The sequence below is a fragment of the Peribacillus sp. SIMBA_075 genome (genome assembly GCF_046534585.1).
The window spans coordinates 192,793-211,699 of the sequence record NZ_JAWRYN010000001.1 but is presented as its reverse complement, the minus strand read 5'-3'; the positions used below and the strand labels follow the sequence as shown (position 1 = coordinate 211,699).

Sequence of the window (18,907 nt, the reverse complement as noted above, 5' to 3'; positions counted from 1 at the left end):
TGGAATCCACCTTCCTACTATTCCGCCAATCGAAAGTCTTCAATCGGCCAATAAACTAATTTAGTTTTTCCTAACACTTTATCGTAAGGAACGACGCCAACGCTAATATAGCGGCTATCCTTACTAACACGACGATTATCCCCTAAGACAAATAGATGGTCTTCAGGCACCGTTCCTTGTTCTATGACATCACTTAATGTAAAAGGTTCCGTCAAAGCCCCGCCATCTATCAATTGTTTTTTATATTCATCCAAGTATGGCTCATCATAAGCTTTTCCATTCACGTACAGGGTATCATCTTTATATTCCACTTTTTCCCCTGGCAATCCGATGACCCGCTTTATGTAATCTTTGCCTTCTGGAGCTTCAAAAACGATAATGTCGAATCTTTTCGGTTCACCAATCGAATAGGAGATTTTATTAACGAGCATGCGGTCCGTATTCTTTAATGTCGGCATCATGGAATTACCGTCCACAACAATTGGAGCCAGGAGGAAATAACGAATCAGTGTCGCAGCTATAACCGCGATTATGACCGCCTTTGTCCATTCCCACAATTCATTTTTCTTTTTCGCCATCCTTACCCACCCTTTTAGAAAGCATATCAACAATTATTTTAACATGTTGCGGACGCTATAGCGAGCGGGATTCTATATAGTTTTCACCGTATATGTACATTAATGGTTTCTTGCAGTGCAAAAAGGGAGCCTGAAAAACAAGCTCCCTTTTTGATACTGTTTGGTTATTCACCTTATGTGGATCATGGTAAACCCGCATGAAGATATTCGAAGAATTAACGACGAATTTCTTTAATACGTGCTTTTTTACCACGAAGTTCGCGTAGGTAATAAAGTTTCGCACGACGTACTTTACCGTGACGGATAACTTCTAGTTTCGCAATTTTTGGTGTGTGAACAGGGAAAGCACGTTCTACTCCAACGCCGTAAGAGATCTTACGCACTGTGAAAGTTTCACTAACTCCGCCGCCACGACGTTTGATTACAACGCCTTCAAACAACTGGATACGTTCGCGAGTTCCTTCAATAACCTTTACGTGTACACGTACTGTGTCACCAGGTCTGAATGATGGAAGATCTGAGCGAAGTTGTTCTTTTGTGATTTCGTTAATAAGATTTTGCATCGATTTCAACTCCTCCTGGACGCTCTTGCAAATACTTATTGTTTGCAGCGGAACATCGTTATAAGACTGAGCATTTTGCCCAAGTCACAAGGTATATCCTATCATACTATAAACGTCGATGCAATAGGCATCAGTCTTCTTTTTTAATCTCGGACAATAATTTTTTTTCAAGTTCCGATAGTTCATAACTATCGAGCAAATCAGGACGCCGCATCCACGTTCTGCGCAGAGATTCCTTCATCCGCCATTCATCGATTTTTTTATGATTTCCGGATATTAGCGGATCGGGAACTTTCATCCCCCGAAAATCTGCAGGTCTAGTATAATGGGGATGCTCTAACAAACCAGAAGAATAGGAATCAAGAATCGGGGAGTCAACATTTCCTAGAACGCCGGGAAGCAAGCGAACTACGCTGTCAATAATGACCATTGCGCCCAATTCCCCGCCTGTAAGAACAAAGTCACCAATCGATATTTCATCCGTGACGACATGCTCCCGGATGCGCTCATCGTATCCTTCATAATGTCCGCATATGAAAATGAGATGTTCTTCATTTGCATACTCTTCAGCTTTTTTCTGCGTGTAACGCTCTCCCTGAGGACAAAGCAGGACTACCCTTGGGGTTAGCTCAGCTTGGCCTTTTAGAGCTTCTACAGCATCAAAAATCGGTTGTGCCTTCAATACCATTCCGGCACCTCCCCCATACGGATAATCGTCTACCGTCGAGTGCTTATTATCTGCATAGTCTCGAAAATTGGTCACCTTATAGCTGACAGCCTGCTTTTCCGCAGCCTTTTTTAAGATGGACGAGCCAAATACCCCTTCGAACATTTCTGGAAAAAGCGAAAGCACATCGATTTTCATCAGTCTAAAAGTCCTTCCATCGGTGTAATGATGACCTTTTTAGCGGAAATATCTACTTCTTTTACAATTTGTTCAATATACGGGATCAGAATATCCTTACTGCCAGCTTTCTTAATGACCCAAACATCATTGGCACCAGGCGTAAGAACCTCAATGATTTCCCCAACTTCCAAACCTTCATCCGTAAATACAGAACAGCCGATGATTTCATGGAAGTAGAACTCACCTTCGTCCAATTTACCAAGCTGCGCTTCCTTCACTTTTAGTACCCCGTTTCTAAAAGCCTCGACCTGTCCGACGTTATAATAGTTCTCGAACGTCAATAGGTTAAAGTTTTTATGGGTACGATGTGACCTGATGATAAGCGGCAAAGGCTTTTTATCAGTGTCCCTAAACAAATGCAGTGTATTTCCCACTTTGAATCGTTTTTCCGGAAAGTCTGTTGAAGAAATGACACGCACTTCTCCTAAAAGACCATGTGTGTTGACAATTTTACCTACATTAAACCATTTTTCCATTCTTTCACCTCTAACGAATTTCCGAGACGATTCCATCTTTAATGACAATAGTCTTCGTTGCCATAATATCGTCCCAATCTGCCCCAATTTCCACATCAATGATACTTTGAACTTCCCGTTCCTTCAATTCGCTTCCGGTGGGAAGGATCTCCAACTGCTCCATTTGAAATTCAAGCAGTTTAATTTTTTCTTGCCTCTGGTTTATTTCTTTTTCGAAATGAGCACGGAGACTAGCAGGCTGGAGATTTCTTGTTTTTTCAAGCTTTTTCAGTTCAAAGCGAAGCTGTTCACTCTCTTTTTGAAGCTGAAGGCGTTTTGACTTGTACTTCTCGAGGAGCTGATTCTTGCTGGATTCCGTTAATACTTGGTTAACGATTACATTTTGGAGAATTTTCATTCCAGCACCTCCTATTATCTATGATTTCTTATTTCCTTCAAAAAATATGTATGATAGGGTAATCTTTTTGAAAAAGGGGGTCATTCTCTTAAGTATAACGTAAATCGATAAAAGATGCGTCTTAAAAAGGCGTAAAGTTTAAACTCCGGGTCAGATCCAAATAGGATCAAAGTCGGAATTTCACTTTCTTGAAGTACAAAAAAAGGAGGGGTATTAGCCCTCCTTATTCGGAAATCTCCAAATAGATTTTCTTCTGCTGTGAAGATCCTGCTGCATATACCACAGTCCGAATCGCCTTAGCAACACGCCCTTGTTTACCGATGACCTTGCCCATGTCCTCTTTATGAACGGAGAGGATATAAACAATCCGGTCGGACTCTTCCTTGGAGGTCACGATGACCTCTTCCGGATAATCCACAAGTGCTGAAACAATCGTTTCAATTAGTGCTTTCATCAACTAACGTCGATTACTTGCTGTTTTTTGCAACATGGAATTTTTCCATGATGCCTTGTGTTGAGAATAAGTTACGAACTGTATCAGATGGTTTAGCTCCATCTTGTAACCATTTAAGAGCAAGCTCTTCGTTGATTTCAACTTTAGCTGGTTGAGTCACCGGGTTATAAGTTCCTACCACTTCAATGTAACGTCCGTCACGTGGTGAACGAGAATCTGCAACTACAATACGATAGAAAGGAGATTTTTTAGCTCCCATACGTTTTAAGCGAATTTTTACTGCCATTTTAAATAAGCACCTCCGAATAGTTTCACACAAGATAGTATAATATCAAATGTCTTGTATGTTTGTAAAGGTTTTTTTCTTAACAGGTGAAAAAAGTGTTGAAACACATGGCTTTAACCCGTATTTCTCCTTAGTTTCAACCTAAAATAAACCTTACATGAACGGGAATTTGAATCCCTTTTTCTTCCCTTTTTGCATGTTCGTAACCTGTTTCATCATCTTTTTCATTTCTTCGAATTGCTTCAATAGGCGGTTCACTTCTTGAATCGATCTGCCGCTTCCTTTGGCAATCCGTTTCTTACGGGATGCATTCATGGTTTCTGGATGTTCCTTTTCCTGCGTCGTCATTGAACGGATGATAGCTTCGACATGACCGATCTGTTTCTCATCGATCTGAAGGTTATCCATCCCTTTCATTTTGTTCGCACCAGGAATCATTTTCAGAATATCATCAAGCGGACCCATATTCCGCACCTGACCAAGCTGATCAAGGAAATCATCAAAGGTAAAAGTGGCTGTACGCATCTTTTTCTCTAATTCTTTCGCTTTTTCTTCATCTACATTGGCCTGTGCTTTTTCGATAAGGGTCAATACATCACCCATGCCGAGGATCCTTGACGCCATCCGTTCTGGATGGAATGCTTCAAGTGCATCCAATTTTTCTCCCATACCGACGAATTTTATCGGCGTGTTGGTGACTGAACGAATCGAAAGTGCCGCACCACCACGTGTATCCCCATCAAGTTTCGTAAGTACGACTCCAGTCAGGCCTAACTGTTCATTAAAGCTTTGGGCCACATTGACCGCATCCTGACCTGTCATCGCATCGACAACCAGGAAGATTTCATCGGGTTTTGTCAATTCTTTGATATCCTTCAGTTCACCCATCAAGTTTTCATCAACATGAAGGCGGCCTGCGGTATCAATCAACACATAATCATGATGTTCTTCCTTAGCCTTTTCAATCGCCTGTTTGGCAATTTCAACAGGGCTGACCTGGTCCCCAAGGGAGAAAACAGGCATGCTTAATTGTTTGCCAAGTGTTTCAAGCTGCTTAATCGCCGCCGGACGGTAAATATCAGCCGCAACGAGCAATGGCTTGCGGTTGTATTTTTTTCTAAGAAGATTGGCAAGCTTTCCGGTGGTCGTCGTTTTACCAGCACCTTGAAGCCCTACCATCATAATGACGGTCGGTGGTTTCGAGGCAACGGCAATCTTGCTTTGTTCGCCGCCCATCAGCTCCGTCAATTCTTCCTTAACTACTTTAATTACCTGTTGACCGGGGGTTAAGCTTTTAAGCACTTCCTGACCTACCGAACGTTCACTAACACGTTTTACAAAATCCTTCACGACTTTAAAGTTAACATCCGCTTCAAGCAGGGCCAATCGAACTTCACGCATCATTTCTTTAACGTCCGCTTCGTTGACCTTACCTTTTCCACGGATCTTTTGCATCGTGCTCTGCAGTCGGTCGGCCAATCCTTCAAATGCCATATTGCCGCCTCCTAATCCAACTTCTCAAGCGTTGTGATTGCGTCTAGCAGCTTCTCTTTTGAAAAGGAATCCTTTTCTATGAGTCCCTTCATATTCGCAATCCACTGGTTACGCTCTTGAAATTTTTGAAATAACAATAGCTTCGCTTCATATTCCTCAAGCATCGCTTCTGTTCTTTTTATATTATCATAGACTGCCTGCCTACTTACTTCGTATTCATCGGCAATCTCGCCAAGAGAGTAATCATCCAGATAGTAGAGGGACATGTAGCTCTGCTGCTTCTCTGTTAACAACGATTGGTAAAAGTCATACAAATAATTAATCCGCGTTGTCTTTTCAAGCATCTTAGCAAGCCTCCCTGCTGTTAAGTGAAAACCCTTTACAAGTTTATATTGTAAAGCCTTGTTTATTTGATGTCAAGTCAAACTCCTTACCACTTGTTTGCAAAGCATTATTTTTTTCGTTTTCTTGCTTCTAGAAGGCGTTTCATCTGGTTCTCTCGCTCTGATTCGGATAATTTCTTTTCAGGTTGGTTCTGTTTCCTGCGTTCTGTTTCTGGTCTAACAGATTGATTATTAGACTCTGATTTCAGGTTTGTTTTATGTGTCGCTTCTTGCACAGTTTTCAGTTTCTTAACTGTTTCAGCCGGTTTTAATGATTTACTTCCTGTCTTTTTAAGAATTCCTGCGAATAGGCGCGTAACTCTATGCAAGCCAAAACGACGGATTGTAATTTCTACAAATAAAAGTAGGAACGCCGCTAAGAGAAGCCAATGGCTAATGCTTTGCTTTTGTCTGGCTGTGGTCTGTAAATCACGGAATGCCTGAGCCTCAGTTTTCAACTCCTGGCCACCCGTAACAGCCAACAATTCCTTGATAAGCGACTTGTTTAGACCTTGCTGCAGATACTCTTCTGAATATGGCACCGTGAAACCTGTTTGATACAGGTTTGTACTGCCTTCATTGTTTGCCTGTTTTACACTGATAAAATACATGCCAGACTGCTTCGGGAAAATAATTTCATATTTCCCAGGAGCGACGAGCTTTGTATTCACATCAACTATTTCTCCATTTTCCGAAACCACATCTGCAGATAAAGGCAGGTGGTTTTGTGAGGCCGATTCTAGCATAATCACGGTTCCTTCACCACTATTTTCCTGTGTAAGAGTATATGGCTCACTCTCGAATTTAGGAAGTGTGATTGTGACCAATTGATTGAGGAAAGAGCCCCACTTACCCCAAGCAGGCCAATCGCCAGACCATTTGCCACTTAGATCCGAGGTGAAGGCCACCGTCGTCCCCATTCCATATTGCCATTGAGCGAGGACTGGATCTTCTTTTTCACTGACCAACGGCAGGAAAGCACGCTGTTTCGCCGTTGTCGCAATATATGCATTCATCTTTGGTACTCCATCATTAAACATGCTATTCCATTCAGGAGTATCCTGTATGGATGGATAAAACGGATTGTCCTCGATATATGTACGGCTTGCCATCACCGTTTCACGTGATAAAATGCTTGGAATTACGGAGGCATCCGTGACATCGTAAAAACGCCCCGTTCCGAATTCGGCCAAGTCCTCGAGCAAGTTCTTATCGGCATCGCTGCCAATGGACACCGTTGAAAGCGTTATGTTCTTTTTCTTCCCGTCTTCGATTAATGCTTCATAATCGCTAGAAGTATTTGACTGACCGTCCGTCAACAAAATAATATGCTTACGCTGTAACTTTTCATCCATTAACTTGTTATACGCCATCTCAAGAGAACTGTAGATTTCCGTACCACCCCCTGGAGCAAGCGAACGGATTTTCCCCATGGCTTCTTCCTTATCCGTGAGTGGACCGGCTTCGATAATTTCCCAAGGGCGGTCATCAAAGGCAATGAACCCGAAGGTATCTTTCTCACGTAGAAGCTCTATGGACCGGGCCGCGGCTTCTTTTGCTAATGAAAGCTTGTTGCCAACCATACTGCCTGACCTGTCGAGAACAATCATTAATCCGAGCGAAGGCATTTCTTTTTTTCCTTTGATATCCATGTCCACTGGTAGCAGATGCTCAATAGGAGTCTTGAAATACCCTCCAAGTCCGAAACTATTTTCTCCTCCAGTCATCACGAACCCATTGCCGAATTCTTTAACGGATTGTTCGATTAATTTCATCTGATTTTCCGTGACAGAGGTTGCAGAAACATTGTTAAACACAATCGATTGATACTGTAAAAAGCCAGATAATGTAGTCGGCAACTTTTCTGGTACGGTCGTCTCAACAATCAGTCCGCTTCCTTTTAGAGTTTTTTCAATCCGGCCGGTCCCTTCTGCCTCGACAATCAGAATTTTTGGCGTCCCTTTTACTTTTGTTATCGCCTGTAGCTGATTATTTTCCGTAAAGGTGTCCTTTTCGGCAATAATTTCAGCTTTGTATACCTGTAAGCCTGTATCATCTGCTGTATGGTTAAATGTGTATAAATTAGACCCTTCCTTTACATCCACGTTTTTTTTGATAATTTCCTGATCGTTCAGTGAAATACGAACGGTCGCTTTTTTTGCTGAATTACTATCCACTTCTAAAGATAGCTCCGTTTTTTCTCCTTGATATAAGGAAGGAGGTATCGTTAAATTCCTAAGAGCAATGTCCTCGCCAGCCTTCTCAATCAAAGGGACCACATCGAGTTCGATGTTTTTGTTCTTTAGTAATTTTGCCCCTTCCACGGCATTGCCGGAAGTTTCATTGCCATCCGAAAAAAGCACAATCCTGCCGCTTGAGTGACTCGGAATAAGCGATGAGGCAAACTGAATTCCAGACTCTAAACGGCTTGCATCTTCATCAACTTTGCCACTATATTGGGTAATGGATGAATGTTTTGTCGTTATCGCCTGCTCAGCAACAGCACTGTCACCAAATGCAGCCACCGCAAACGAATCATCTTTATCCATTTCCTCCGTGCTTTTCTCAATCCAGGCAAGCGTTTTAGCTTCCGAATCTTTGACACTTGCTGAACGATCGACTAAAAAAACGACCGTAGATCCCTTGAGAGGCAGTAATATTTGCGGAACTGTCAAAGCTAGGATGATGAGTAAAAAGATCAAGGACCGCAGTACCGCAACCACAGTCGTTTCCTTTTGCTTAGCCTGATTGCGGGATTTAAGGAGATAAAAATAAATAAGTCCTGCACAGGGAATGAGTAATAAGAAAATCAGCGGATAGGTAAACTCAACGCCCACGACGATACACCTCCCATTCGAACATCAACAGTAGAAGGGCCGCACATGCTAGCCAATACCATAAATAATCCTGTTTATTATCGGATACCTCTTTCATATCGGTCGATTTTGTATTTATACTGAATGAAGGAGCAGAGACGATTCTTTTTTCACGTTCGTCAAGCAACACGGAAAAGTAAAACACCTGATCTCCTGATACTGCTTTGTATGTACCAGGCTTACTTGGAGCCTTAAACCCTTCTTTCTGTAAGTCTACGGAATATAGACCATTTCCATATTCCGAGAATATAGCTAGTTTTTGTGTATCCTTCCCAAGGCTCAACCACTTTTCTTCACCAGGCTGATAGTACCCCAGAAAATTTGTTTGCTGTGTCAGCCATTGAAACGAGTTATATAAAAAGATTGGAAAACCCGGCTGCAATGGCCAATCACTATCAGCAACTGAAAAGTTCAGGGTAATGATTGGCTGGCCCTGATAGGTTCCTTTTTGAATGAGTGGAGAGTCGCCGCTTACGAGTACATTTGTCCATTGTTTATTGATAGGAGGGGATTTTGTTTCAATATAAATTTTCTCTGTTTGAACATACTCCATCAATGGATCATCCGTTCCTAAAAGCTTTTCTGTTAATTTTTGTTTTCCTGTTCTACCCTCGTTCACGAAAAGCAGTGGATATGAACCAAGTTCTTCTAGTTCCATCCCTTCGGCAATCACAACCCCATCCTTTCCAACTTTTTCTTTATCTTCAAGTTGGATGACGTCAAGCCCTATTGTTTCAAGTCCATTAATGAGAAAGGGATTCACATTTCCTACTGCATACACCTTTTCATAAATCGCCGATTGGATAGCCGTCATTTTGTTGTCAGCGGAATAATTATCATTCACATTGATTGAAGCCGTGTAATAAGGATTTTCTTTAAGTACTGGAATATCAACGGTTTTCTTACTAGTGGCTTTAACAGACAGTTTTTTTGTAAAAAGAACTTCTTTTCCATTCGTAACTTGGAATTCGAGGGTTTTATCCTTATTGGTTTGATTTTCAACGACAGCCACTCCAGTAATGCCTCCCTTGCGGCTGGCCGTGCCAAATGAAAGTAGTGAGAGATTGTCATTTTGACTACTGAAATTATGTACATCAATCGTTATATCTTCAGATAGCCCGCTAAGGTCATCCTTAACAACCCTATCAGAAAAAAGATGGATGACCGATTCTTTTCCGTTGGAAAGTGAGTCCGCTAATTTCAGTGCTTTATCAATATTTTCATGATCATACGTTAACTCTAATGCTGCTGTTTGTTTTTTCAGTACAGCGTGGTTAGTCTCATGATTAGCACGGATGATGGGCTTTTGACCAGCTTCTATGATAGTCACTTCTTGATTATCTACCTCTTTAAGCGTCTCCATCACTTCTTGTTTAGCCTTTTCAAAAAGGGTATGTTCCCCATCTTTTGCACTCATTGTAGCGGATGTGTCGACTATAAGGATAAGATGATCGCCCGGAATTCCTTTTTGAAACCAAAAGGGACGGACTAACGAAAACATGAGGAGAAGAAGCACAAGAATCTGCAGCCAGAATAAAAGGTTATACTGCAATTTATGAAGCCACGGGGAAGCTTGCCATTCATTCAGGACCTGCTCCCATAATAAATTGGATGAAATCGTTGTCGTTTCATATTGCTTCCGGAAAAAATAGAACAAAATCACGGCAGCGATAAAGATGATTAATAGAAAAAAGAGCGGATTAGAAATATGCATATCTTCACCTCAATTCATTAGCCCATGGCGTGGAAAATCTTGAAATAAAATCATCTGTATATCAGTTTGAGCACTGATAAGAATATAATGGCAGCCAAAACTCCGACATACCCCTTCAAGCTTTTGATTATGTTCGGTAAGACGTGTCCGATAGTTTCCAATGAGCGAAGGATGGATGCTAACGTTGACTGCTGTATCCAATTCGCTGTCGACCAGTTTTAAGTCTCCGTTAAAGGCAGGATTTAGGTCCTCTTTTCCCAACAATTGAATGAACCAGATTTCTTGTTTTGCAGAACGCATTTTCCTCAATGTCGCCTCCACTTGATCAAGAGGCTCAAGACCGTCAGAAATAATGATTGACAGCTGATGATTCTTCAACATTACCTTGCCCAACTGATTATAAAAATGACCACTTTTCTCGGTTTCTTCTAAACCAGCAATCTCCCGAAAAACGCCTTTTCGGTGAACCGCTCCCTTTCGGCGAATCGGATGGGCGGTCTTGGACGCAACTGGAATAAAGGCCAGCCGGTCCTCACCAGCAAGGACGACAAAGCTTAGAGAAGCTGCAAGCTGGCGTGCCTGCTCCCATTTATCAGGGAGAACACGCATCGACGAGGTCACATCCAAATATATAGCCACCGACAACTCTTGTTCATCGAGGAACCGTTTAATATAATGCTTTTGTGTTCGTCCATAGACATTCCAATCTATTTGTCTCACGTCATCTCCTGGTTGATAGGCCCGGAAATCGGAAAATTCAAGGGAGGAGCCAAACGCACTCGATTTCCTTGAACCTTTATGCATCCCACGTTTCCTTGTTTTCACAAGTAATCTTTTTTTCTGCAATTTTTCTAAAAAAGCATAAGAACCCATCACACAGACAGCCCTTTACCTAATTTGTACGCCGATTCAACGACTTCAGCAATGATGGAATCGGCCAGCACCCCGCTTGCTTCTGCTTCAAAGTTGAGTAAAAGTCGATGCCTTAATACAGGATAAGCCGTTTGCTTTAAGTCTCCGGCAGAAACATGATAGCGTCCTGCAAACAGGGCTCTTGCCTTTGCCATTTTGATTAAGCTTTGCAGTCCACGGGGGCCACTTCCAAATTGCACATACTTTTGGACTATTTCTGGAGATTCCTCTGTATTTGGATGAGTACTGGCAATAATGGAAACCGCATAATCTAGAATTTCATCTGAGACAAGTACCTCTTTTACGAGTTGCTGCAAAAATATGACATCTTCAATTGAAGCTGCTTTTTCAATTCTAATGGTTTCTTTGCCTGTCGTTCTAAGAACAATCTGCTTCAATTCCTCCTTCGACGGGTAACTGACATGAATTTTGCAGATAAACCGGTCCATCTGTGCTTCAGGAAGTGGATATGTTCCCTCCATATCAATCGGATTCTGGGTCGCAAGCACAAAGAACGGCTGTTCAAGCTGTTTCGTTTCGCCCATCACGGTCACAGTTTTCTCTCCCATTGCCTCAAGTAGCGAGCTTTGGGTCTTTGGTGTCGCCCGGTTGATTTCATCGGCAAGGACGATATGCGAAAATAGCGGCCCCTCATGGAAAATAAATTGCTGCTTCCCGTCTCCATCAGGTTGTAACAACATCGTTCCCGTAATATCGGATGGCATTAGATCCGGTGTGAATTGAATCCTGGAAAACGCTAAATCCATGCATTCTGATATAGTCCGAACAAGCATCGTTTTTCCGAGTCCTGGTAGCCCTTCAAGCAGCACATGGCCGCCGGCAAAAATACTCCATAAAACTTGCTCGGTCACTTCCTCCTGTCCAACGATGAAACGGGAAATCTCCTGCTTAACCTTATCAATCAGCACTGCTGCATCATTAAATTGCTGTTCTTTCTCGTTCATATTCCCACTACCTTTCCGGATCAAGCTTGTTAAAATAATTTTTGACAAGATTATTTAAATCTGACGGCAGTCTGAGCCTCTCGGTACTTTGGCGATAAGAGTTCTCATACTGCTGATAGACCTCTTCATAATTTCGAAGATTCCCCTTCAATACAGGGCTGTCTGCCTCCTCTTCCTCGCCACTTCCCTCACCAAGCTGTCCGTTATCGGTTTCTATATTCTGTTTCCCATCAGTCATTTCAGGAATTGTCAGCATTTCCCTCGGTCCTTGACCCGCTCCGCCTTTAGTTCCACCTTTCCCGCCACCGCCATTACCGCCTTGTCCTGATTGTTGGCCTTGTCCGGCGCCTTGTTGTCCGCCTTGTCCCTGTTGATTCGGAGCCGAGTTACCTGACTGTGAATTAGGCTGCCCGTTTGGAGAAGCTGAAGTTGAGGGCTGATCTAATGGTTGGTTGGCAGCCTTGTTCCCCTGTGCTCCCTTGTTATTAGTAAAGGCTACTTGAGAAGAAGGCATTCCATTTTGACTCAGTTGATTCTGAAGTTGCGTTCCTGCTTGTTGGACCGATTGGTTGGCCTCAGCTAGTTGCTTTATAAGCTCGTCTGACTTCATTGCTTCCTCTAACTGTTTGATTAATGCCTCTAATTCTTCATCGCTTAATGGATTTTCCTGCCCTGTCAAACTCTCGAGTGCCTGTTTTTGCTCATCAGGAAGCTCATCCCACTTTTCATTCAACTTTTGCAGTTCCTTTTCAACCTTAGACAAATCTTTTTGTGCAAATGCCTTTGCAAGCTCGGAAAATCCTGATTTTTTCGTCTGTTCCTGCCATTTTTCAAGGAGTTTTTGCTTTTCTTTTTGCTTCACCTCTTTTAATTGCAGCTCACTTGATTGTTTAGCGAGGGCCTCAAGCGCCTTTTCGCCACCTTTCTCAAGGGCCATTTTTTTCTTTACCTCTTTCAATGCCTTTTCAACTGCCGGGTTTTTAGATTTCTTCGCTTTTTTTTCAAGCTCTTTTTTCACTTCTTCAACAATCTTCACTTCTTTTTCCAACTTCTGTGCTTCTTTCATTTCCTTGTTTGGGAAAAAAATGAACAGAAGAACACATACCGCTAAGCACAATGCTGACGTCAACCATTTAGGATAGAACCACCTTTTCTTCCGGCTTAATACTTTCGCTTGATGGATTTTCATAAGACGGATTGCATCTCTAAGTTGCAGCGTTTCAAGTTCACCAGAGTTTCCTAAAAAAGCAAACCCTGTTACGACCCTGTCATCCGAAACAAATTGATTAAACAACAAAGCTGCCATCTTTATGTCTGGTTTCCGTTTAACGGCTCTAAATAGAAAAAATGCTAACAGACATATTAAACCTATGAAAAAGTAACGTAAAATAAATGGAATTACCATTAAGCGAGCTATAAACAACAGCAAAAATGACCATACAGCCACAGCAAGGAGCAGAAGTTGCCCCTCTTTCAGCAACAACTGCATTAAAAGTTGCTGTTGAATTGGCTTGAGAAGCTTGAGAAACTGTCTTTCATCACTTATTTTTTCTTTTTTCATCGTTTAGCCTTCATGCCGACCCGAAGTTTCTTTACGCTTAGTAAAACGGCGCCGATTAACAGTAAGGTATAGCAGATCAGATGTGCCGCCCAAAGGGGGAAATCAATACCCGCTAACTTCTTGATTTCCTCGGAGTATGTGGGTTCGATGAAACTGATCATGACAATTGGTGTATTAAGCATGGCCGCTAAATAAGGCAGAGGGTTTGTTGTAGGTGTAGTAGAATTCCCCTGCAATCCTAAAGCCATGCTGGCGAAAAGCAAAGTCAATAGGGCTGTTCCCCCCACTAAAAACAATGTGACCCCATAAGTGGTTACCATCGCGGCTATTGTTTTACGTACGAGTGTAGAGAAAAGTACGCCTATGCTGCCATACACAATGACAGTAAAAACATTGAACCCTAATACCATTAAAAGCTGTGCGGGTGAAATTCCGCCAAATAAAAACACAATGCTATATAGCGGCAAACTAGCAACCACTAACAATAGCAAATAAGAAATGGATGAAATTAACTTCCCAAAAATAATACCCTTGGAGCTTTGTGACGTCGTCAATAGAATATTCAAGGTCTGCCGCTCCCGCTCACTGGAAATGACCCCAGCTGTCAGCCCTGGTGTAATGAAAAGAATCAAAGCTAACTGAACTACCGCTAGAAATATAAACATAGACCGGCTTGCATCAGGATCAATATGCCTCCCCATATTGGATAGCGATTGGATATAGATCATGCCAATTACTAGAGCTCCAATAGCTAGAACATAAAATAAAACACCTAAAAAACTTTTGAAAGAGCGAAACCGCAGTTTAAATTCTTTATTTAAGACAGGATTCATCAGCCAGCTTTTCATGACAGTTCGACTCCTTTCGTAATTTCCATAAATACGTCCTCAAGATCCGTCTCAATTTCAGCAAATGAGACAATGGGCAAATCCTGTAACATACAAGACTTCAAAAGATTCTGCTGGGCAAATGCATCTCCTTTGAATAAAAACTGAATCGTTTCCCCATCAACATGTACGCTGATTTGACTAATATCAGGATTGTCTTCAAAAAAAGCAATGGAACGCTCAACACCCTGATGTACTTTTACAATCAGGCTCTTTTCGCCTTGAAGCTTATGCTGAATTTCTGCAACCGTTCCTTGGGCTTTCAATTTCCCTTGATCGATTATGCCAAGTACATCACACATCTCAGCAAGCTCCGGTAAAATATGTGATGAAATTAAAATTGTTTTCCCCATATTCTTTAACTCTTTTAAAATCTCACGCATTTCCACCCGTGCACGTGGATCAAGGCCTGACGCCGGTTCATCAAGAATGAGTACCTCCGGGTCATGGATCAGGCTCCGCGCCAAACATAGTCGCTGCTTCATTCCTCGCGAAAGCAAGTCAACGTAAGACTCACGTTTATCGGATAAATTAACGAGTTCAAGCAACTGAGGAATCAGTTTACTCCGTTCCGAAAGGGGAATTCCATAGCTAGCACCATAAAAGTCCAAATATTCCTCAGCTTTCAATTGATCGTACACCCCAAAGAAATCAGGCATATAACCTATTTGGCTGCGTACTTGTATTGGCTCCTTCGAGATATTGTAGCCATTAATATAAGCAGTCCCTGACGTTGGAGATAGAAGGGTAGCCAAGATAGAAAAGGTCGTAGACTTTCCGGCACCGTTTTGACCGACGAATCCAAACACCGTTCCTTTGTCAATTTGCAGGTCCAGGTGATCCAATGCTGTGAAATTCCCATACTTCTTCGTTAACTGTAATATCTCTATCATTTCGTCACTTCTCCCTTCACATTGATTTCTGGCATCCTTAAACTTGAATCATCTTCGCTTTCTTTAATTATCTTAATTTGAATGTCTCCTTCGTTTGAAATATATGAAGAGATCTCTTCTTTACCGTCAAATGAAATAGTCCGTTCCTCAACAGGTATAGGTTCATATTTTTCAGTTGAAAAGTTATAGAGTTCATATTGAATTTTTTGTTTACTGAACTTAATCGACAATTGCTTCGCTTTAAACGAATGATCTTTCATAATTAAAGGAACTTGGCTGATATATTCATATTCACCAATTTCAAACCAATGTTCTCCAATTCCTGCTTCTTCATCATAAGAACCGCGGATGACATCCACCCTGCTTGGGAACATTTCTTTCGACAGGGTTACATCACCAGAAAAAATCGTTTCTGGTTCGAAAGTTTGAAAAATAAGATTATCTATATTCTTCTTTGGCTTTTTCGATCCTTTAATATCGACGATTGAATCACTTGTCACCCCAGCAATGACAGGATCAGTATCGGCATTTACTCCTCTAAAGAAAAAAGTTTCCGTTACATAAAGCAATTGATCTCTTCGAATTTTATCGAGGTCTATTTTTTGTCCCGCGTTCCAATTATTCATCGGTCCTGATGTCACGGCATATGGCTCAATCAAGAAGTCTCCCTTCAACTTTTCTTTTACTGTTATCGTTTCCCCTTTTTTTAACTTACCAATATTAATTCTTTCTTGACCTGACATGATTAGCAATTCTTTAAAGTCATATGGTGTTTCATTTTGAATTGTTCCGGTCAAGGTCTTATTTTCAACTGTCAAATCAGTCTTGAATTGACCCGCATCACCTTTATAAACTTTTCCAAGTAAAGACCGCGTTGACCAATATTCAACATTTGGAAAGATAAGTTTCGTATCTGTCGCTTTTTCCTCAAGGATTGGTGACCGTTTAATGTTTCCTCCTAAGCTTTCCTGCGTCATTGGCAAAGCAGTCAACTCATTTTTTGGGAAAGACAGTGCATAATCCCCACCTTTATTGGAGAGAAGGACATCAGATTGAAGTCCAACAAGTTGACCATCCTTAGAATGATAGATTCCGAGTTGATTCAGTTGCGGCTGAGCAAGACGATCTTTCGCCCCGACAGTAAAAGTCAAGACTGACGTGATACAGGCAATCACAGGAATAATCCACCATGCATGCTCTCTTTTGTCGATTTTTTTCAAAACCATATATAAAATAGGTACAATAATTACGATATAAGCAAACAGTAGAAATAATAATTGTCCAATCGATAAGGTAGTATCATCAAAATAGCTATTAGGCTCATTCAATTCCCATTGCGCCTGCTCCAAAAAATTTTCAGTTGAAGAAAATGAGTTTATGTCTGCCTGATTTAAAATCTTTTCAAGCCAGGTACCATACCCTTTCCATGAAGCTAGCGGCTGGTCTCCAAGTGAAAAGCCTGTTTGAACAATTATCCCGTTGCCGTACTGTTTTTTAACAATAGCCGGAAATCCACCGCTTTTTGTGACAATTTCCGCTCCCTTCTCTACTTCACCTATAAAGCCAGGTATATAGCTAAAGGAAGGTCTCTCCTTTTCCTTTTTGGCAAAAAGGGCAGTATCAAGCGTAACCTCTTTATCCATTTTCATCGGTAGAAGATCATAAATGGATCCGTATTGCTGGGCTCCATTTGGCGATGCTCCAGCAATTAAAATCCCCCCGGATTTGATCCAGCCTTTTAACCCCTCCTGCTGCGCTTCATCCAAAGCGGCAATTCCATATTCGTCAATAATCAAATAGTTTATCATTTCAAAGCCTATAGACCGATTTGGCAGTTCTTCCTTTGTCAGTTCAATCATCGTAGATCCTGTAGATGGCAAAACTCTTAATTCAGTCAAGCGGTCGTATTTTTCACTTAATACACCAATTAAGTCCTGACTTTCATCAAAATATTTTGGTGTTAATATCTTCGGACCTGAATAGTCTACTTCTTTACCATTCTGCAAATCTCCCTCATAGAGATAAATCGTCTTATTCAATACGTTTCCATTGTAATTATCATCCGTATAGCCCGGAAGTGATATCGAATAGATTTTCGAACTTCCCTTTGGCAACTCTACTTTTAGAGCCTGTGCCCCACCGTACTCATAAGTGGATTGAAATTGAAACATAAGCGTACCACTAAAGGCCTCTCCCTTATTTTCAATTTGTACTTTCAGCGGCATTGCCATTGAACGCTTTATGTAGCCATCAAAACCTGGTTCAATCGATATTTTAATCTTCGGGTCAGCTGCTACTGCCTGTGGTGCCAATATATGTAAAAATATTACAAAAAATAATAAATAAGCAGCTATTCCCAGTATTTTTCTGAACAACCTGACTCCCCCTTTTCTTCTATAATTAATGGACGACCAAATACTGAAAAAGTATACATCATTTGGAAAAAAAGTAAAGGGGATTTCAAAAATAATGGAAAAGTGTAGAAAAAAAGACAAAAAAAAAACCGGAAGAGAAAAATCTCTTCCGGACATTTTTTGCTTAAACCTCTTCTTTATCGATGATATCAGCAAACAGGCCATAAACATATTTCTCCGCATCGAATTCCTGCAGATCGTCCATTTTTTCACCAAGCCCGACAAATTTAACGGGAATGGCCAGTTCATTGCGAATTGCCAAAACAATTCCACCTTTTGCCGTGCCATCAAGCTTTGTTAAAACAATACCGGAAACATTGGTCGCTTCCTTGAATGTCTTGGCCTGAATAAGTGCATTTTGTCCAGTTGTTGCATCAAGGGCAAGCAACACTTCATGTGGTGCACCAGGTATTTCACGTTCAATTACACGTTTCACCTTTTCCAATTCCTTCATTAAATTCACTTTATTTTGTAAACGTCCAGCTGTATCACAAATCAGGATATCCGCTTTACGAGCCTTGGCGGCCTGAATGGCATCGAACATGACCGCAGCAGGGTCAGAGCCTTCTCCTTGCTTGATTACACTGACACCAACACGTTCTCCCCATACCTCGAGCTGTTCAATTGCACCTGCACGGAACGTATCCCCGGCTGCCAATACGACAGACTTGCCTTCTGCCTTGAATTTATGAGCAAGTTTACCGATTGTCGTCGTTTTACCTACCCCATTAACCCCTACGAACAAAATGACCGTCAAACCTTCTTCTTGTATATTCAGGCTCGGAGTCCCTTCTTCATCACCTTGGTAGATTTCGACAAGCTTTTCGGAAATGACGGATTGCACTTCCCTTGTATCAGAGATATTGCGAAGCTTGACTTCCATTTTTAATTGATCAATTAGTTCCATTACAGTATCAAAGCCTACATCAGCCTGTATCAGGATTTCTTCAAGTTCTTCAAAAAAGTCCTCATCCACTTTCCGATAACGGGCAACAAGTTCATTAACCCTTCCAGTAAAGGAATTCCTTGTCTTTGTCAAACCTTGCTTGAATTTTTCCCCTATGGATACTTCTGCTTCAACTTCTTTTTCTTTATCTTCCTGGTTCGTAAATTTCTCTTTTAGCTTTTTGAAAAAACTCATTGTCCC

General features: G+C 41.5%; 18 protein-coding genes. All 18 read right to left on the bottom strand.

Annotated features, from left to right (window positions below):
• Nucleotides 1–17: 17 nt before the first annotated feature.
• The 18 genes from lepB to ftsY all read right to left on the bottom strand — a co-directional run bounded on the left by lepB (nucleotide 18) and on the right by ftsY (nucleotide 18,901).
• Nucleotides 18–578 (bottom strand): signal peptidase I, encoded by a 561-nt coding sequence (gene lepB, locus SB775_RS01075; protein WP_284471296.1) that lies wholly within the window; start codon nucleotides 576–578, stop codon nucleotides 18–20.
• A 215-nt stretch (nucleotides 579–793) separates the two neighbouring features.
• Nucleotides 794–1,141, bottom strand: a complete 348-nt coding sequence (gene rplS / locus SB775_RS01070; RefSeq protein ID WP_034313702.1) for a 50S ribosomal protein L19 — start codon at nucleotides 1,139–1,141, stop codon at nucleotides 794–796.
• Nucleotides 1,142–1,271: 130 nt separating this feature from the next.
• Nucleotides 1,272–2,006 carry a tRNA (guanosine(37)-N1)-methyltransferase TrmD gene (gene trmD / locus SB775_RS01065; protein ID WP_061462386.1) on the bottom strand — a complete coding sequence of 245 codons (735 nt, stop codon included), beginning with the start codon at nucleotides 2,004–2,006 and terminating at the stop codon, nucleotides 1,272–1,274.
• On the bottom strand, nucleotides 2,006–2,524 hold the full coding sequence (rimM, locus tag SB775_RS01060; protein WP_061462385.1) for a ribosome maturation factor RimM: 519 nt from the start codon (nucleotides 2,522–2,524) through the stop codon (nucleotides 2,006–2,008). Before rimM ends, trmD begins: the two co-directional genes overlap by 1 nt.
• A gap of 10 nt (nucleotides 2,525–2,534) precedes the next feature.
• Complete coding sequence (locus SB775_RS01055; RefSeq protein ID WP_061462384.1) at nucleotides 2,535–2,921, bottom strand: YlqD family protein; 387 nt, start codon at nucleotides 2,919–2,921, stop codon at nucleotides 2,535–2,537.
• Between the two features lie 223 nt (nucleotides 2,922–3,144).
• Complete coding sequence (locus tag SB775_RS01050; RefSeq protein WP_048684915.1) at nucleotides 3,145–3,375, bottom strand: KH domain-containing protein; 231 nt, start codon at nucleotides 3,373–3,375, stop codon at nucleotides 3,145–3,147.
• A 13-nt stretch (nucleotides 3,376–3,388) separates the two neighbouring features.
• On the bottom strand, nucleotides 3,389–3,661 hold the full coding sequence (gene rpsP, locus SB775_RS01045; protein WP_034313715.1) for a 30S ribosomal protein S16: 273 nt from the start codon (nucleotides 3,659–3,661) through the stop codon (nucleotides 3,389–3,391).
• Between the two features lie 153 nt (nucleotides 3,662–3,814).
• Complete coding sequence (gene ffh / locus SB775_RS01040) at nucleotides 3,815–5,155, bottom strand: signal recognition particle protein (protein WP_061462383.1); 1,341 nt, start codon at nucleotides 5,153–5,155, stop codon at nucleotides 3,815–3,817.
• Nucleotides 5,156–5,166: 11 nt separating this feature from the next.
• Nucleotides 5,167–5,499, bottom strand: a complete 333-nt coding sequence (locus tag SB775_RS01035) for a putative DNA-binding protein (protein ID WP_061462382.1) — start codon at nucleotides 5,497–5,499, stop codon at nucleotides 5,167–5,169.
• 107 nt (nucleotides 5,500–5,606) lie between these two features.
• Entirely contained in the window at nucleotides 5,607–8,375 is a 2,769-nt protein-coding gene (locus SB775_RS01030; protein WP_410860282.1) for a VWA domain-containing protein, read from the bottom strand.
• Complete coding sequence (locus tag SB775_RS01025; RefSeq protein WP_410860281.1) at nucleotides 8,365–10,128, bottom strand: vWA domain-containing protein; 1,764 nt, start codon at nucleotides 10,126–10,128, stop codon at nucleotides 8,365–8,367. The genes SB775_RS01030 and SB775_RS01025 overlap by 11 nt, the downstream gene beginning before the upstream one ends.
• A gap of 9 nt (nucleotides 10,129–10,137) precedes the next feature.
• Nucleotides 10,138–10,932 (bottom strand): DUF58 domain-containing protein, encoded by a 795-nt coding sequence (locus tag SB775_RS01020; protein ID WP_286140816.1) that lies wholly within the window; start codon nucleotides 10,930–10,932, stop codon nucleotides 10,138–10,140.
• A gap of 68 nt (nucleotides 10,933–11,000) precedes the next feature.
• A complete protein-coding gene (locus SB775_RS01015; RefSeq protein ID WP_410860280.1) occupies nucleotides 11,001–12,005 on the bottom strand; it encodes an AAA family ATPase in 1,005 nt (334 codons plus the stop codon).
• A gap of 7 nt (nucleotides 12,006–12,012) precedes the next feature.
• Complete coding sequence (locus SB775_RS01010; protein WP_410860278.1) at nucleotides 12,013–13,566, bottom strand: hypothetical protein; 1,554 nt, start codon at nucleotides 13,564–13,566, stop codon at nucleotides 12,013–12,015.
• Complete coding sequence (locus tag SB775_RS01005) at nucleotides 13,563–14,414, bottom strand: ABC transporter permease (RefSeq protein ID WP_410860277.1); 852 nt, start codon at nucleotides 14,412–14,414, stop codon at nucleotides 13,563–13,565. Before SB775_RS01005 ends, SB775_RS01010 begins: the two co-directional genes overlap by 4 nt.
• A complete protein-coding gene (locus SB775_RS01000; protein ID WP_410860276.1) occupies nucleotides 14,411–15,346 on the bottom strand; it encodes an ABC transporter ATP-binding protein in 936 nt (311 codons plus the stop codon). The genes SB775_RS01005 and SB775_RS01000 overlap by 4 nt, the downstream gene beginning before the upstream one ends.
• Nucleotides 15,343–17,721, bottom strand: a complete 2,379-nt coding sequence (locus SB775_RS00995; protein ID WP_410860275.1) for a hypothetical protein — start codon at nucleotides 17,719–17,721, stop codon at nucleotides 15,343–15,345. Before SB775_RS00995 ends, SB775_RS01000 begins: the two co-directional genes overlap by 4 nt.
• A 163-nt stretch (nucleotides 17,722–17,884) precedes the next feature.
• Complete coding sequence (ftsY, locus tag SB775_RS00990; protein WP_089362441.1) at nucleotides 17,885–18,901, bottom strand: signal recognition particle-docking protein FtsY; 1,017 nt, start codon at nucleotides 18,899–18,901, stop codon at nucleotides 17,885–17,887.
• Nucleotides 18,902–18,907 lie beyond the last annotated feature (6 nt).

What these genes read in the sequence shown, in the direction of transcription:
- rplS (WP_034313702.1), bottom strand. Translation starts at nt 1,141, where the DNA reads ATGCAAAATCTTATTAACGAAATCACAAAAGAACAACTTCGCTCAGAT.
- SB775_RS01015 (WP_410860280.1), bottom strand. Translation starts at nt 12,005, where the DNA reads ATGAACGAGAAAGAACAGCAATTTAATGATGCAGCAGTGCTGATTGAT.
- SB775_RS01055 (WP_061462384.1), bottom strand. Translation starts at nt 2,921, where the DNA reads ATGAAAATTCTCCAAAATGTAATCGTTAACCAAGTATTAACGGAATCC.
- lepB (WP_284471296.1), bottom strand. Translation starts at nt 578, where the DNA reads ATGGCGAAAAAGAAAAATGAATTGTGGGAATGGACAAAGGCGGTCATA.
- SB775_RS01005 (WP_410860277.1), bottom strand. Translation starts at nt 14,414, where the DNA reads ATGAAAAGCTGGCTGATGAATCCTGTCTTAAATAAAGAATTTAAACTG.
- SB775_RS01025 (WP_410860281.1), bottom strand. Translation starts at nt 10,128, where the DNA reads ATGCATATTTCTAATCCGCTCTTTTTTCTATTAATCATCTTTATCGCT.
- ffh (WP_061462383.1), bottom strand. Translation starts at nt 5,155, where the DNA reads ATGGCATTTGAAGGATTGGCCGACCGACTGCAGAGCACGATGCAAAAG.
- trmD (WP_061462386.1), bottom strand. Translation starts at nt 2,006, where the DNA reads ATGAAAATCGATGTGCTTTCGCTTTTTCCAGAAATGTTCGAAGGGGTA.
- SB775_RS01020 (WP_286140816.1), bottom strand. Translation starts at nt 10,932, where the DNA reads ATGCATAAAGGTTCAAGGAAATCGAGTGCGTTTGGCTCCTCCCTTGAA.
- SB775_RS01010 (WP_410860278.1), bottom strand. Translation starts at nt 13,566, where the DNA reads ATGAAAAAAGAAAAAATAAGTGATGAAAGACAGTTTCTCAAGCTTCTC.
- rimM (WP_061462385.1), bottom strand. Translation starts at nt 2,524, where the DNA reads ATGGAAAAATGGTTTAATGTAGGTAAAATTGTCAACACACATGGTCTT.
- ftsY (WP_089362441.1), bottom strand. Translation starts at nt 18,901, where the DNA reads ATGAGTTTTTTCAAAAAGCTAAAAGAGAAATTTACGAACCAGGAAGAT.
- rpsP (WP_034313715.1), bottom strand. Translation starts at nt 3,661, where the DNA reads ATGGCAGTAAAAATTCGCTTAAAACGTATGGGAGCTAAAAAATCTCCT.
- SB775_RS01000 (WP_410860276.1), bottom strand. Translation starts at nt 15,346, where the DNA reads ATGATAGAGATATTACAGTTAACGAAGAAGTATGGGAATTTCACAGCA.
- SB775_RS01050 (WP_048684915.1), bottom strand. Translation starts at nt 3,375, where the DNA reads ATGAAAGCACTAATTGAAACGATTGTTTCAGCACTTGTGGATTATCCG.
- SB775_RS01035 (WP_061462382.1), bottom strand. Translation starts at nt 5,499, where the DNA reads ATGCTTGAAAAGACAACGCGGATTAATTATTTGTATGACTTTTACCAA.